This window comes from Curtobacterium aurantiacum (assembly GCF_018598555.1).
Classification (GTDB): Bacteria; Actinomycetota; Actinomycetes; order Actinomycetales; family Microbacteriaceae; genus Curtobacterium; species Curtobacterium aurantiacum.
Window position 1 is genome coordinate 142608 of record NZ_JAHEWN010000001.1, and the last position, 14752, is coordinate 157359.

The following is a 14752-nucleotide window of genomic DNA, read 5'->3' on the forward strand; positions in this document are numbered from 1 at the left end:
ATCCGCCGAAGGTCGGAGCTGCTGCCGGGGTCGGGAACCGCGCGCCTCAGACCGCGTCGACCAGGGCGTGCGCGAGGGGGTGCCACTCGCGCGACGACGGCCCGCTCAGCACCAGGGTCCGCTCGAGGCGCCGGGCCATCGGGATCATCACGAGGTCCGACGGCAGCATCCCGCGGCCCAGCGTCGGCACGATCGACACGCCCTCGCCCCGCTGGATCATCCCGAACATCGTGCTCATCTCCCGCACCCGGTGGGCGTAGCGGAAGGGCCGTCCGTCGAGCTCGTGCAGCTTCTGGATCTGGTACTCGCAGCCGCCGCCACCCGCGACGAGTCCGTCCTCGTGCAGGTCGTCGAGGGTGAGCGCCGGGAGCTCGGCGAGGGGGTGGTCGCGGCGGACGACGGCGGCCATCTCGTCACGGGCGACGACCACACCACCGGCCGGTGTCGGCGACGGGTCGACGAGCACGGCGGCGTCGACGGTCCCGGCCTCGAGCCACTCCGGCATCTCGTCGTCGTCGCCCTCGTAGACCTGCACGTCGACGTCCGGCAGGGTCACCGCCCACAGCTCGCGGAGCCGCGGCAGCAGGCCCTGGCAGACGGTGGGGACGGCCGCGAGTCGCACGGTGCCGCGGGCCGTGGCGGGCCGGACCACCGCCTCCAGGGCGTCGACGGAGGCGAGCACGCTGCGGGCGTGTGCCAACAGGCGGTCGCCGAGCGGTGTGGCGGCGGCGACCGCGCCGCGGCGCACGACGGGGCCGCCGACCTCGCGCTCCAGCCCGGCGACCGCGTGCGACACGGCGGACTGTCCGACCCCGAGCGCCGCAGCGGCCGAGGTGAAGGACCCGGCGTCGAGCGTGGCGACGAACGCGCGGAGTTGCTGGACCGAGACCGTCATGCGTCCTCCTCATGTGTGCATGAGCGACATGCGTTTGCCGCATGCCGATCGCTGGTCCGACACTAGGCCACGTGAACGCTCTCCTCTACGCCCTCGTCGCCCTCACCTGGGGGTCGAGCTTCCTGTTCGCGAAGATCGGCCTCGACGGGCTCGCCCCGCAGCAGGTCGCGACCGTGCGGACCGTGCTCGGCGGGGTGACGCTCGTCGTGGTGCTCCTGGCGACCCGTCGCCGGTGGCCCCGGGAGCCCCGCACCTGGGGACACCTGGCCGTCGTCGCGGTGTTCCTCAACGCGGTGCCGTCGTCACTGATGGCGTGGGCCGAGCAGACGGTGCCGTCCGGGCTCGCGAGCATCTACAACGCGACGACCCCGATCATGACGCTGGCCGCGCTCGCGGTGCTCGTGCCCTCCGAGCGGCTGCGCGGACGACAGGTGGTCGGGATCGTGCTCGGCATCGTCGGGGTGCTCGTGCTGGTCGGCCCGTGGGACGTCCTGACCGATCCCGAGGTGCTGGCGAGCGTGCCGGGACAGGTCGCCCTGCTCGGCATGACCGCGTCCTACGGCATCGGGCTCGCCTACCTGCGCCGGGTGGCCGTGGCGAGCGCGGACGACCCGGTCACCCTGGCGACGGTCCAGCTGACGCTGGCCTCCGGGATGCTCCTGCTGGTCGCGCCCGTCATCGCGACCGGTCCGGTACAGCTGGACGGGAGGATCGTGGCCGCGATGATCGCGCTCGGTTGCGTCGGCACGGGGCTGGCCTACGCCTGGAACACGCGGCTGGTGCAGGCGTGGGGCGCCGGGCGCGCATCCACCGTCACCTACCTGACGCCCGTGGTCGGGGTGGCGCTCGGCGTCCTCGTGCTGGGGGAACGGGTGCGGTGGAACGAGCCCGTCGGTGGACTCGTCGTCCTGCTGGGGATCGCCCTGGCGTCCGGGGTGCTCGTGCGTCGGAAGGCACCCGCGCCGGCTGCTGCCTGACCGGGCCCGGGGCCGAGCCGTAGGATCGGCTCCGACGACGACGAGGTCGTCGAGGAAGACGGAGAACGGCATGCACGACACCCACACCACCCGCGCGACAGCGTCCGTCGCAGCGATCCTCGCCGAGTCCGCGGAGCGGTACCCGGACGACGTCGCCGTCATCGTGGGTGACGTCCGCACCACCTACGCCGAGCTGTGGGCGCAGACCCTCGCCTACGCCGGAGCGCTCCGCGCACGGGGCGTCAGCGAGGGGTCGAAGGTGGCGATGCTCGTGCCGAACGTCGCGGACTTCCCCCGCGTCTACTACGCCACGCTGGCCCTCGGCGCGGTGGCCGTCCCCGTGCACGCCCTGCTGAAGCGCCGCGAGGTCGAGTACGTCCTGCGCGACAGCGGCGCCACCCTGCTCGTCTGCGCCGCACCGCTGCTCGGCGAGGGTTCCGCCGGCGCCGAGCTGGCCGGGGTCGACGTCGTGACCGTGCTCGCGCCGGCGACCACCGACGACGGGTCCGCGGTCGGCCCCGACCGGCTCGAGGACCTGGCCGAGCGGAGCGAACCGCTCGACACCTACGTCCCGCGGCACCCGTTCGACACCGCGACGATCCTGTACACGAGCGGCACCACCGGCCAGCCCAAGGGGGCGGAGGGCTCCCACTTCTCGCTGCTCGAACAGGTCAACACCAACCTGCTGACGACGTTCGACATGCACCGCGGGGACGTCCTGCTCGGCGCACTGCCGCTGTTCCACACCTTCGGGCAGACCTGCACGATGAACACCGGGTTCCGGACCGGCGCGACGCTCGTCATGCTGCCGCGGTTCGACGGCGACTCGGCGCTCGCCGCGATGGTCGAGCACGGCTGCGGCATCTTCATGGGCGTCCCGACGATGTACATGGCGCTGCTCGACGCCGCGACCCGGTCCGAGGCCCGACCGACGCTCCGGTACGCGATCTCCGGTGGTGCTTCGCTGCCGCTCGCGGTGCTCGAGCGGTTCGAGCAGGTCTTCGACGCCCCGATCCACGAGGGGTACGGCCTGACCGAGACCTCGCCGGTGGCCACCTTCAACCACGTCGGCCGACCGCCGCGGCCCGGCACGATCGGGACACCGGTCTGGGGCATCGACGTCGAGATCGCCGACCCGGAGGTCCGCGACGCGATCGTGATGCTGCCCCGAGGCGCGATCGGCGAGCTCGTGATCCGCGGCCACAACCTGATGAACGGGTACCTCGACCGCCCCGAGGACACCGCGGAGGCGATCGTGGACGGCTGGTTCCGCACCGGCGACCTCGGCACGAAGGACGACGACGGGTACCTGACCATCGTCGACCGCACGAAGGACATGATCATCCGCAACGGCTACAACGTGTACCCGCGGCAGGTCGAGGAAGTGCTCGCCACCCACCCCGACGTCGCGATGGCCGCGGTGTTCGGCGTGCCGCACGCGGTGCACGGGCAGGAGGTCGAGGCCGCGGTGGTCCTGCACGCCGGCGCGACCGTCGAGCCGCAGGTCCTGGTCGACTTCGTCGCCGCCGAGATCGCGGCGTACAAGTACCCCCGGGTCGTGCACGTCCTCGACGCGCTGCCGCTCGGTCCGAGCGGCAAGGTGCTCAAGCGCGAGCTCGTCGACCGGTTCGGCGTCGATGTGACGGCGGTTCCGTGATCCCTCCCACGACCGCGCAGGCGCGATCCGTACGCTGACCGGGTGACCGCCAGCCGCACCCCGTCGACCGCGCGCCTGCTGTTCGCGTCCTCACACCCGGGGCCCACGGTCACCGTGACGGTCCTCGCCGCGGTCATCGCCGCCGCCGTCGGGCACCCGGTGTGGCTCGTCGTGCTGGTGGCCCTGACGGTCGTCGCCGGGCAGCTGTCCATCGGGCTCGCGAACGACTGGATCGACGCGGACCGCGACCGGGCCGTCGGGCGGAGTGACAAGCCCGTCGCGCGGGGACTCATCGCGGTCGGCACCGTCCGCACCGCCGCGTTCGCCACCGCCGGGGCCGCCGTGGTGCTCTCGCTGTTCCTGGGACCGGTCGCCGCGGTCGCGCACCTCGTGCTGGTCGCCGCCGGGTGGGCCTACGACGCCGGGCTCAAGCGTTCGGCGTGGTCGGTGGCGCCGTTCGTCGTCGCCTTCGGGCTGCTGCCCGTGGTGTCCGTCGCCGCCGGGCCCGAGGGCCAGTGGCCGGCGTGGTGGGCGATCGCCACGGGGGCCGTGTTCGGGATCGCGATCCACTGCACCAACGTGCTGCCCGACCTGGTCGACGACGCCGCGACCGGTGTCCGGGGGTTCCCGCACCGGCTCGGACTCCGTCGCGCCGGGATCGTCGCGTTCGCCGCACTCGTCGTCGCTGCCGCCCTGGTGCTCAGCGGGCAGGTGCTCGGCGACGACCCCGTGCGCGGTGCCGACGTCGTGCTCGCGGTCGTCGGTGCCGTCGTGGTGCTCGTCCTCGCGGTCGTCGGCGTCCGGCTGGTGCTCGCCGGGCGGGCGTCACGCACCCTGTTCCGGCTCGTCATCGCGTCGTCGCTCGTGCTGGTCGTCGAGCTCGGCCTCGCGGGCGCGCGACTCGTCGCCTGACGACGCGGAACACGCTGCGCGACTGCGTGCTGAGCGCCGGACGCGAGCCGTCAGGCCCAGCGCATCGCGTAGAGCCGGGCCAGGCCGTGCGCGGTCGGCAGCGACAGGGCGGTCCGGAGCAGCGCCTCCCGGCCGGTCGCCGTGACGGGGCCGAGCGGACGGCCGAGTGCCATGTTCACCTCGGCCTGCCGTGCCGCGCGTCGGGCGGACGCCTGTCGTCGGGCGGCGTAGCCCGGCCACGGACCGGCGACACCGGTGCGGACCGCACCCGCCAGCAGCGGCGCCAACTCGGCGGCGTCGAGCCACCCGAGGTTCATGCCCTGCCCGCCGATCGGGCTGATCTCGTGGGCGGCGTCGCCGACGAGCACGACCCGGCCGGCGCCCACGCGGTCGGCCGTGCGGCGGCGGACCCGGAAGCCGCTGGTCATCGAGCAACTCGCGGCGTCCGGCACGACACCGGTGCGCTCCGCGACGAGTGCGGCCAGGCGGGCTGCGACGTCGGTGTCGGCGGGACCCGCGCTGCCCTCCGCCGAGGCGAAGTCCGCGTCGTCGGGCACCAGGGCGACGTACCGGCGACGTCCGCCGGGCAGGGGGAACGACTCGACGACGCCGGACGGACCGACGTCGACGAGTGCGGCCGAGCGGGCAGACGGCTCCTCCGGGTCGGCGAAGTCGCCCATCACGTAGCGGTCGGGGTACTCGCGACCGGTGGTGCCGATGCCGAGCAGGTCGCGGACGATGCTCCGCGCACCGTCGGCCCCGACGACGAAGGCCGTACGGACCGTGACGGTGTCGCCGTCCGGTCCGGTCCCGGTGACGTCGACGTGATCGGTGTGGCGGGACAGCGCGGTCAGGGAGGTCCCGGTGCGCAGGGCCGTGGGCGCCGCCGCGTCGAGCCGGTCGCGCAGGAGCGACTCGGTGCGGTGCTGGTCGAGGGTGGCGACGTAGGGATGGGTCGGCGACGCACGGTCGAAGGACAGGGCTCCGAGGGTGCGACCGCGGCTCCGGGCCACACCGGCACGGACCAGCGACGCCTCGGCGACGATCGGAGCGTGCAGACCGATCGCGGCGAACGCGTCGAGGGACGGCGGGTGGATGCCGATGGCCCGCGAACCGGTCGGGGGCTCGGATCGGCGTTCCCACACCCGGACGTCGACGCCCCGTGCGGCGAGCAGTGCCGCGAGGAACAGCCCGACGGGTCCGCCGCCGACGACCAGGACGTCGACGCGTTCGGTGGGCACGAGGTGAGCCTACGGTGACCGTTCGCCGCAGCGTTCAGTGAGCAGGAGATGTCGGGTCAGCGGGCAGTAGGCGACGTGTTCTGCTCACTCGATGCGCTGCGCGCGGGCGCGGCGGACCCGTGCGCGGAACCGCTCGACCGGCACCTCGACGGCGTAGGCGGCGCCGATCGACACGATCACCACCGCGCCGACCAAGCCGGCCGTGCCCCACGGGCCGATCGCGAACGTCGCGAGCAGCGCGATCACCAGCGGGTGCCACAGGTACGCCGAGTACGACACCCGGCGACCGAACCACGACGCCGGCGTCCAGGCCAGGGCGGCCGACACGGGGGAGCGGACCGAGACCAGTCCGCCGATGAGCAACGCCGAGATCAGCCCCGTCGCCGGCAGCACGACCCCGAACGTCGACGCGTGCTGCGTCCAGTCGTCGCCGATCCCGAGCAGCACCCCGACCAGCAGCACGAGACCGAGCCAGGTCGCCACGTGCCCGAGGACCCCGGCGGCGCGCACCCGCACCCGTTCGTCGTCGAGCAGCAGGGCGAGCCCGCAGCCGATCGCGAGCGGCACGACCCCGAGCACGGGCGAGAAGTAGACGTCGGGCGTTGCACCGCCGCTCGGGGTCCGGTAGCTCGCCCACGACGCAGCCGAGGCCCCGACGACCAGGACACCGAGCCCGGCCAGGAGCCACCGACGACGGACCCGGAGCGCGGCGAGCAGCACCAGGACCGGCGGCCAGACCAGGTAGAACTGCTCCTCCATCGACAGGCTCCACGTGTGCGCGAAGACGCCCTGCGAGGTGTCCCAGAACGCGCGGAACAGGTTGCCCGTGTAGGTCAGCGCGATGAAGGCCGCTTCGCCGGACTGCAGCGAAGCGCCCTTGTAGTCACCGACCCAGTTCCACAGCAGGAGCCCGACGACGACGAACGCGAGCAGTGCCGGGTAGAGCCGGAGCAGTCGTTTCACCCAGAACGTGCCGAGCCGCACCCGCCCGGTGCGACGCCGTTCACCGAGCAGCAGCGTCGTGATGAGGAAGCCTGACAGCACGAAGAAGACCGTCACGCCGATGAACCCGCCCTCGAACTGCGGGACGTGCAGGTGGTACAGGACGACGATCAGGATGGCGACGGTGCGGAGCCCGTCGAGCGCGGGTGCGCGGTACGTCAACGGGGGTGGTGGAGCCTGCTGGGTCCCCGCCCCGGAGTGCTCCGGGGCGGCCGGACGGTGCTGTGGCTGCGCCTGCGTCGGCGCGTGCGTCAGCGTGGTCGTCGCCATGGTCCCTCCCCGCGGTGCTCGGTTCCGTGTCACCGACCAGGGTCCTCCTCGCGGGTAAGAGGAGTCTCAACGAGCGGGGTGGCCAGGCTCGTCGGGGCCGACGCCGGTCGACAGTGTCGACGTCGCACGACAACGACAACGTCGTTCGTTGCACGCGCGGACTGTTTCGCAGCGCGCGCAGCGACGATGTCGCTGTCGGACGACAGCGACATCGTCGCTCCGCGTCGGCCGGTCTCACGGTCCGGGCCACGCGTCGGCGCCAGCCCCGCGCACCACGCGCCGGCCGGGAGGCCCGTGACCGGCCTGCCCCGCGCCTCCAGGCCGTCGCGTCCCGCGTCCACCGCACGCACACCGTGAGCAGGAACGGCCGGGTCCGACGTGCGGACCCGACCGTTCCTGCTCACGAAGCAAGCGTGCGAGCGTGCGTGACTACTCGGCCTTCTGCAGCTGCCAGGGGTCCGGCTCGCGGTCGCCGTTCGGGCGGACCGGGCGGACGTCGCCGACGATCGGGATCGAGCGCTTCCGCATGAACCACACGTAGCGGACGAAGAAGTGCGTCAGGGTCGACATCCGGTTGCCGGCGCCGAGCAGGCTCGTGATGTGCACGAACACCCAGGCGAGCCAGGCGATCGGGCCGACCATCGTGATCCCGCCACGGAGCTGGGCGACCGCGGCGTTCGTGCCGATCGTCGCCATCGTGCCCTTGTCGAAGTACTTGAAGCGCTCGGTGGCCTTGCCCTCGAGCAGGCGCACGATCTGCCGTGCGGAGTGCCGGCCGCCCTGCAGCGCGGGCTGTGCGAGCTGGGCGAGGGCGTCGTCCTGCGCGGCGATGTCGCCGGCCGAGAAGATCCGCTCGGCACCCTTCACGCTGAGGTCGTCGTTCACCTGGATGCGACCACCATGGGTCTGCGGCAGGCCCCAGCCGGAGACCTCCTTGTGAGCGGCGACGCCGGTCGCCCAGACCACCTGCGACGCTGGGATGAACTCGCCGTCCGCGGTCATCACGCCGTCGCGCTCGACCTCCGAGACGCCGGTGTTCAGCCGGAGCACGACGCCGCGCTTGCGCAGCACCTTGGCGGCGTAGCGGCGCAGGCGCGGGGCGAACGGCTTGAGGAGCTCACCGCTGCGGTGCACGAGGGTGATCGAGATGTTGCCGCGTTCGATCTCCGGGTACGCGCCGACGAGCGCCTGGTCGCGGAGCTCGGCGAGGGCGCCGGCCATCTCGACGCCGGTCGCACCGCCGCCGACGATGACGATCCGGATCTCGTCGGGGCCCTGGTTCGCCGCCGCTTCCTCGAGGCGGGTGAACAGCTCGTCGCGGATGCGGAGCGCCTGGGAGCGGGAGTACATCGAGTACGCGTACTCGTACGCCCCGGGGGTGCCGAAGTAGCTGGTGTTCACGCCGTTGGCGAGGATCAGGTAGTCGTAGTGCAGGTGCTCGCCGTCGGACATCTCGGCGATGCGCTGGTCGGTGTCGATGCCGGTGAGCAGGCCGTGGCGGAACTCGGCGTTCGACTGCCGGGCACGGAGCGAGCGCAGGAAGTACGTCACGTCGCCGGCGTTCAGGCCACCCGTCGCCACCTGGTACATCAGGGGCTGGAACATGTTGTAGACGTGGCGGTCGACCAGGGTCACCCGGACCGGCGCATCGGCGAGCTCGCGCATGGCGGCCACACCGGCGAATCCACCGCCGACGATGACGACGTGCGGGCGGGTGTCCTGGGTCATGCTTGCTCCGGTGTTCCTCGGGTGCGTGTGGTCACCCACGAGGGTACGCGCGGTTGGCCGGGGCGCATGACGGGTGCGGGGCCGGGAGGCCCGTGGTGCGTCCGTCAGGCGTCGAACCGCCCGTAGGTGTTCAGCACGTTGCCCTTGCTCGTCACGGTGCTGTCGACCAGACGCAGGCGCGTGGGCGGGTCGGTCGGTTCGAACAGTCGCCGGCCAGGGCCGGCGATCGCCGGGTGGATCATGAGCTGCAGTTCGTCGAGGACCCCGGCGAACAGCAGGCTCCGGACGAGGGTGACACTGCCGCACACGGCGATGTCGGCGCCGTCGCGCTCCTGCAGCTCGCGGACGAACGTCGGGACGTCACCGGGGATCCGGGTGCTGTTCTGCCAGGTCAGGTCGTCGCCGAGCGTCGTCGACGCCACGTGCTTCTCGATCGGGTTGATCCACTGGCCGAACGGATCGTCGGCGTGGGCGGGCCACCACTCGGACCACTCCAGGTAGCTGTTCCGCCCCAGGAGCACGGTGTCGGTCCGGGTCATCCAGGCAGTCATCGCCGCGCCGAGCTCGTCGTCGAAGCTGTCGTACTGGAACTCGTAGGGGTCCTGCACGACGCCGTCGACCGACGTGAACAGACCGGCAGTGGTCTTCCGCATGCTCCGGATCGTACCGCCGGGTCAGCTGCCCGTGCCGGAGTCCGTGCTGCCGTCGCTGGTGCCGTCGGTGCTGCTGCCGGGGGCCTGCCCGGTGCCGTTGCCCGGGAACCGGTTCGTGCCGGGCACCTGCGTCGTCGACTGCGTCCGGTCCGCCCCGATCGCGTGGCCGACGGCGAACCCGACACCACCGCCGACGAGCAGTGCTGCGAGTCCGACGATCGCCGCCAGCAGGGGCCAGAACCACGGCGGCTTCGGGCCTGGGCTGCGGCGGTCGGTCGCAGCTCCGGCGCCGTACCAGGGCGTGGTGCCGTTCGGGGCGGTGGAGTCCCAGGCACCCGGGGTCCTGGCGCCGGCGTCCGCGCGGGACTGCTGCTGCTGCTGCTGTTGTTGTTGTTGCGGCGCGGGGGCGTCGAGCGTGGAGGTCGACGTCGGGGTCGGTGCGGCGCCCCAACCGGTCGGCGTCGTCGCCTGGGGAGCCCGGTCGGAGCCGTCCGGCTGGTGGCCGTTGGTGGGAGTGGTGTCGCTCATGCCAGGAGTGCACACGCCCCGGCTTTGCACAGACCATGACGAGGCTGACCCGGTGCTGCGAACCGCCGCGTAGCCTCGGCTCGTGCGCGCTGCTGTGGAGACCGTCCGGATCGACGGGTTGCCCGTGCGCCTGCACACCATGGCGTCCAGAGAACCGCTCCGAGACGGCACTGACCCCACCGTCGTGTTCGTCCACGGCATCGGGATGTCCCACCGGTCCTTCGCCCGGTCACAGCGTGCCGTCGCCGCGACCCACCACACGATCAGCGTCGACCTGCCGGGGTTCGGCTGGTTGCCCGCCGCCGGGCGCCGGCTGTCGATCGAGGAGCTCGGCGACGTGGTCGTGCGGGCCGTCCGGCACCTGGTCGACGGCGACCTGGTGCTCGTCGGGCAGTCGATGGGCGCCCAGGTCGTGGTCGAGTCCGCGCGGCGACACCCCGGTGCGGTCGCCGGGATCGTGCTCGTCGGGCCCGTGATCGCGGCGGAGCGGCGCTCCCTCGCCCTGCAGGCGCTCGACCTGGGCCGCGACGGGTTCGTCGAGGGTGTCCGGATGAATGCGGTGCTGGTCACCGACTACCTGCGGAGCGTGTGGCAGTACACCCGGGAACTCCGGCCGATGCTCCGCTACCCGACCGAGCAGACGATCACCGAGGTCACGCAGCCCGTCCTCGTCGTCCGCGGCACCCAGGACCCGATCGCGCGGCACGACTGGTCGGCCCGGGTCGCCGCCGCGGCGCCGAACGGCACCTTCGTCGAGCTGGCGGGGCCGCACCACGTGCAGGAGCGGCAGCCGGCCGCGTTCGCACGGCTGGTCGAGACGTTCCGCGGTGCCGAGACCCTGGAGGGCCTCCGATGACCCGGCCGACCACGTCGGGGACGGGGGCTGCGCGGACGGAGCAGACCGGGCCTCCAGGCCGTGTTCCGCTGGTGCGACGCGCGTGGTGGGCCGCACTCGACTGGGGGTACGCGGCCAGGTGGCAGGTGCGGAGCCTCGGTCCGACCACCGCGGACGACTACCGGACCGGCGACGGGCAGGCCGTCGTCGTGGTCCCCGGTGTCTACGAGACCTGGCACTTCATGCGGCCGCTGATGGACGCGCTGCACGACCGGGGGCACCCGGTGCACGTGCTGCCGGTGCTCCGGCACAACCTGCGACCGGTGCCGGACTCGGCGCGCGAGGTGGTGGCGTACCTGCGGGAACAGGACCTGCGGAACGTGCTCGTGCTCGCACACAGCAAGGGCGGGCTGATCGGGAAGTACGCGATGACGCAGCTCGACCAGCACGAACGGATCGACCGGATGGTCGCGGTGTCCACGCCCTTCGCGGGCTCGGTGTACGCGCGGCTCGCGCCGGTGCCGCACCTGCGGGCCTTCCGCGCGGCGGACCCGGTGATCGCGGGGCTCGCGCGGGAACTCGACGCCAACGCGCGGATCACGTCGGTGTACGGGGTGTTCGACACGCTCATCCCGGAGGGCAGTGAGCTCCGGGGTGCGACGAACGTGCGGCTTCCGGTGGGTGGGCACTTCCGGATCCTCGGCGACGCGCGGACGCGGTCGGCGGTGCTGGCGGCTCTGGCGGTCTTTCGCGCTGAGCGACAGATCACGGGCGCGCGACCGCGTGACGTGTCGGTCAGCGCGAAACGGCGTCGGCGGTCAGCGGTCGCGGGCGGCGGTCACCGCTCAGCGGTCGCCGACGCTCGCGCGCTCGACGATGCGGTGCGGCACGACGACGGTCTCGGGTGGCGCGGCACGGTCGGCGATGCGCCGGGTCAGCAGGTCGAGCGCCGCCGTCGCGAAGGCCCGCCGGTCGAACGACACCGTGCTGAGCGACGGGATCGCGTACGCGGCGCCGTCCACGTCGTCGAACCCGATGACGCTGACCTGCTCCGGCACCCGGACCCCGCGGGCGGCGAGCACGTGCAGCACGCCGAACGCGATCGAGTCGGTGAAGGCGAAGACGGCGTCGGGCAAGGGGTGCTCATCGAGCCAGGCCGCGAAGGTCGTCGCCGCCGAACTCGTGGTCCACGACGGCAGCGGGACCCGGAGCGACGGGTCCGGGGTGATCCCGGCGGCGGCGAGGGCGGCGCCGTACCCGCGTTCTCGCAGTTCGCTCGTCGCCGTCGCGGCACCCTCGGGTGACGCGCCGACGATCGCGATGCGCCGGTGCCCGTGGGCGATGAGGTGCGCGGTGACCTGCTCGGCCGCCGCGCGGCTGTCGACGTGCACCTGGTCGACGTGCTCGGGCTCGACCTCGCCGATGACGACCGTCGGCGGCAGCCCCTCGGTCGAGGCCAGGACGCTCGCGCTGAGCGACACCGGGTTGAGGATCAGCCCGTCGACCAGGTGTGCTCGGGCACGGGACACCAGTTCGCGCTCGCGGGCCGGGTCGTTGGCGGTCTGCTCGAGCTGCACGACCCAGCCGCGTTCGCGGGCGAGTTCCACGAACGACTGTGCGAGCTCGGCGGAGTAGGCGCTCCCCATCTCGGGCAGGGTGAGTGCGATCGCCCCGGACCGGCCGTTGCGCAGCCCGCGGGCGGACAGGTTCGGCACGTAGTCGAGTTCGGCCACCGCCCGCTCGACGCGTTCGCGGGTCTCCGGGCGCACGACCACGCCGCCGTTGACGACGTTGGAGACGGTCTTCGGGGACACCCCGGCGAGGGCGGCCACGTCCCGCACGGTTGCGCGCATCGGGTCGAGCGTAGCGCGGGGCAGCGCGGCGCAGTGCGGGTGCGCTGTGCGGGCGGCGGCGGTGCGGGTGCGCTGCGCGGCGGCGGTGCGGCGCGGGCTCAGTCCGCGACCTGCACCGGGACCGTCCGGCCCGTCCGCACCGACTCCTGCGCGGCCAGCACGATCGACAGCGTCCGGAGCCCGACCCCGACGTCCGGCTGCGGCTGCTCCCCGGACCGCACCGCCGCCAGGAACGTCCGGAGCATCGGCAGGTCGTGGTCGGGCCCGTACCGGAGCTCGATCGGCCGGCCTCCGACGGCGTCGAGCCCGCGAGCAGCCGCCCCGAAGAAGTCCACCGACACCGTGCCACCGGTCCCGGCGACGTCGAGCGTCACCCCGCCCCACACGGGCGACGTGTCCGGTCGGCTCCACGAGCAGTCGATGGCCGCGATCGTGCCGTCGTCGTACGTGATGGTCACCAGGCCCGCGGTCTCGGCCCCCGCCCGGTCCGCGTGCAGCACCCGGTTGGCGACGGCGGTGACGGACACCGGCGTCGCCCCGGTCAGCCCTTCGATCAGGTCGGCGACGTGCACGACGTGGTCGACGAGGGCGCCACCACCGCTCAGCCGCTCGTCGGTGAACCAGTCGCGGGCGAGCGGGAGCATGCCGTTGTTCGCGCCGCGCACCGAGAACACCGTGCCGAGTGCGCCCGAGTCCCGCGTCGCGCGCAGCCGGTCGAACGCCGAGGCAAAGCGCACCGGGAACGCCATCATCAGCAGCACCCCGGCGCGGTCGACCGCCTCGCGGATGGCGAGACCGTCCTGCCACGAGGTCGCGAGCGGCTTCTCGCAGAGCACGTGCGCGCCGGCAGCGGCCGCGAGTTCGACGAACTCGCGGTGCCGAGCGTTCTCGCTCGTGACGATCACCGCGTCCGGGCCCCACGCGAGCAGCTCGTCCACGGATTCCGCGTACCCGGCGCCCAGCGCGCGTGCCAGTTCGGCTCCGCGCAGGTCGCCGAGTTCCGTCCCCGTCGAGGCGCCGCCCGGGTCCGTGCCGCGCACCTCGACGTCGGGCATCGCCGCCAGGGCGCCGAGGTAGCTGATGGCGTGCGTGTGGGCGAAGGAGAGCACTCCGACCTTGAGCGTCACCGCGACACCTCCACCGGCTGGCCGCACTCGATCGAGGCGATCGCCGCGTTCGCGATCCGCACCGCAGCGACGCCGTCGTCCACCGTCACCCGGGGCGGTGCACCACCGTCGAACGCGGCGAGGAAGTCGGCGAGCTCCAGCGCGTACGGATCGTCCGCCGGGTCCACCGTCGGCAGGAAACCATCCACGGAAGCCGGTGCCGCGAGGTCGCTCCGGGTGTCCTCCTCGGCCCGGGACGAGTGCGACAGGCTGCCGAGCGTCCCCGTCACCGAGTACTCGGTCGTGAAGGCGAGGTGCTGCGGACCCCACAGCCCGGCGACGTGGCTGATCGCGCCCGACTCGTGGGTGAGCAGGACGTGCGCCGCCTCGACCGGCTCCGCCTCGGAACCCGCGCGGACGCTCACCGCCGACACCCGGGTCACCTCGCCCGCCACCCAGCGGGCGATGTCGAGGTCGTGGATCATCTGGTCCATCACGATCCCGCCGGACAGCGCGCGGTCACCGAACCACGGGACGTGGGTGGGGAAGGCGCCGGACCGTGAGAACCGCAACACCGCCAGGTCGCCCAGGAGGCCCGTGGTCGCGGCCTCGTGCAGGCGCGCGTACGCGGGGAACCAGCGCACCACGTGGGCCGGGAAGAGCTGCACGCCAGCGTCCGCCGCGCGGGCTGCCAGGTCCGCCGCGTCCGCGTCGGACCGGGCCAGGGGCTTCTCGGAGACGACGTCCTTGCCCGCCGCGATCGCCGCGCGGACGACCTCGGCGTGGGCGTGCGTCGGGACCACCACGTCCACGACGTCGACCGCGGCGAGGAGCTCGTCGAGGCTGTCGGCGACGGTGATCGTGCTGCCCTCGGCCCGGGCGGTGTCGGTGAACGCGGCGACGAGTTCGTGGGCGCCCTCGCGAGCGTGCACCACCACGTCGCCCAGGCGGAGCAGTCCGGGCAGGTGTGCGACGGAGATGCCGCCCGCGCCGACGAGACCGATGCGTTTCCGGGCGAGGGGCTCCGACCCCGACTGCGACGTCATGGGGTCAGCGTAGGAGATGCGGTGGAACGACGGGTGCGACAGCAGGGAC

13 protein-coding genes are annotated in these 14752 nt (G+C 73.1%); 4 read left to right on the top strand and 9 right to left on the bottom strand.

Annotated features, from left to right (window positions below):
• Positions 1-46: 46 nt before the first annotated feature.
• Positions 47-895 carry a LysR family transcriptional regulator gene (locus KK087_RS00720; protein ID WP_214563869.1) on the bottom strand — a complete coding sequence of 283 codons (849 nt, stop codon included), beginning with the start codon at positions 893-895 and terminating at the stop codon, positions 47-49.
• A gap of 71 nt (positions 896-966) precedes the next feature.
• Here KK087_RS00720 and KK087_RS00725 point away from each other — a divergent pair, with 71 nt between their 5' ends.
• The 3 genes from KK087_RS00725 to KK087_RS00735 all read left to right on the top strand — a co-directional run bounded on the left by KK087_RS00725 (position 967) and on the right by KK087_RS00735 (position 4441).
• Positions 967-1872, top strand: a complete 906-nt coding sequence (locus tag KK087_RS00725) for a DMT family transporter (RefSeq protein ID WP_214530756.1) — start codon at positions 967-969, stop codon at positions 1870-1872.
• Positions 1873-1942: 70 nt separating this feature from the next.
• The gene (locus KK087_RS00730) at positions 1943-3529 is read left to right on the top strand and encodes a long-chain-fatty-acid--CoA ligase (protein WP_214530755.1); all 1587 of its coding nucleotides are present in this window, start codon (positions 1943-1945) and stop codon (positions 3527-3529) included.
• 42 nt (positions 3530-3571) lie between these two features.
• Positions 3572-4441, top strand: a complete 870-nt coding sequence (locus KK087_RS00735) for a UbiA family prenyltransferase (protein ID WP_214563870.1) — start codon at positions 3572-3574, stop codon at positions 4439-4441.
• Positions 4442-4491: 50 nt separating this feature from the next.
• Here KK087_RS00735 and KK087_RS00740 read toward each other — a convergent pair whose 3' ends face one another.
• From KK087_RS00740 to KK087_RS00760, 5 genes are all read right to left on the bottom strand, one after another.
• Entirely contained in the window at positions 4492-5682 is a 1191-nt protein-coding gene (locus tag KK087_RS00740; RefSeq protein WP_214563871.1) for an FAD-dependent oxidoreductase, read from the bottom strand.
• 84 nt (positions 5683-5766) lie between these two features.
• On the bottom strand, positions 5767-6954 hold the full coding sequence (locus tag KK087_RS00745; protein WP_214563872.1) for an acyltransferase family protein: 1188 nt from the start codon (positions 6952-6954) through the stop codon (positions 5767-5769).
• A gap of 429 nt (positions 6955-7383) precedes the next feature.
• On the bottom strand, positions 7384-8682 hold the full coding sequence (locus KK087_RS00750; protein WP_214563873.1) for an NAD(P)/FAD-dependent oxidoreductase: 1299 nt from the start codon (positions 8680-8682) through the stop codon (positions 7384-7386).
• Between the two features lie 104 nt (positions 8683-8786).
• Entirely contained in the window at positions 8787-9335 is a 549-nt protein-coding gene (locus KK087_RS00755) for a dihydrofolate reductase family protein (RefSeq protein ID WP_214563874.1), read from the bottom strand.
• Positions 9336-9356: 21 nt separating this feature from the next.
• Entirely contained in the window at positions 9357-9863 is a 507-nt protein-coding gene (locus KK087_RS00760; protein ID WP_214563875.1) for a hypothetical protein, read from the bottom strand.
• An 82-nt stretch (positions 9864-9945) separates the two neighbouring features.
• Here KK087_RS00760 and KK087_RS00765 point away from each other — a divergent pair, with 82 nt between their 5' ends.
• Positions 9946-10719 (top strand): alpha/beta fold hydrolase, encoded by a 774-nt coding sequence (locus KK087_RS00765; RefSeq protein WP_214563876.1) that lies wholly within the window; start codon positions 9946-9948, stop codon positions 10717-10719.
• Positions 10720-11543: 824 nt separating this feature from the next.
• On the opposite strand, the gene KK087_RS00770 is transcribed toward KK087_RS00765, so the two are convergent.
• The 3 genes from KK087_RS00770 to KK087_RS00780 all read right to left on the bottom strand — a co-directional run bounded on the left by KK087_RS00770 (position 11544) and on the right by KK087_RS00780 (position 14703).
• Entirely contained in the window at positions 11544-12551 is a 1008-nt protein-coding gene (locus KK087_RS00770) for a LacI family DNA-binding transcriptional regulator (RefSeq protein WP_214563877.1), read from the bottom strand.
• Between the two features lie 98 nt (positions 12552-12649).
• Positions 12650-13678, bottom strand: coding sequence for a Gfo/Idh/MocA family protein (locus tag KK087_RS00775; RefSeq protein WP_214563878.1), 1029 nt, complete (start codon positions 13676-13678; stop codon positions 12650-12652).
• Positions 13675-14703 (bottom strand): Gfo/Idh/MocA family protein, encoded by a 1029-nt coding sequence (locus tag KK087_RS00780; protein ID WP_214563879.1) that lies wholly within the window; start codon positions 14701-14703, stop codon positions 13675-13677. Before KK087_RS00780 ends, KK087_RS00775 begins: the two co-directional genes overlap by 4 nt.
• Positions 14704-14752: the final 49 nt, after the last annotated feature.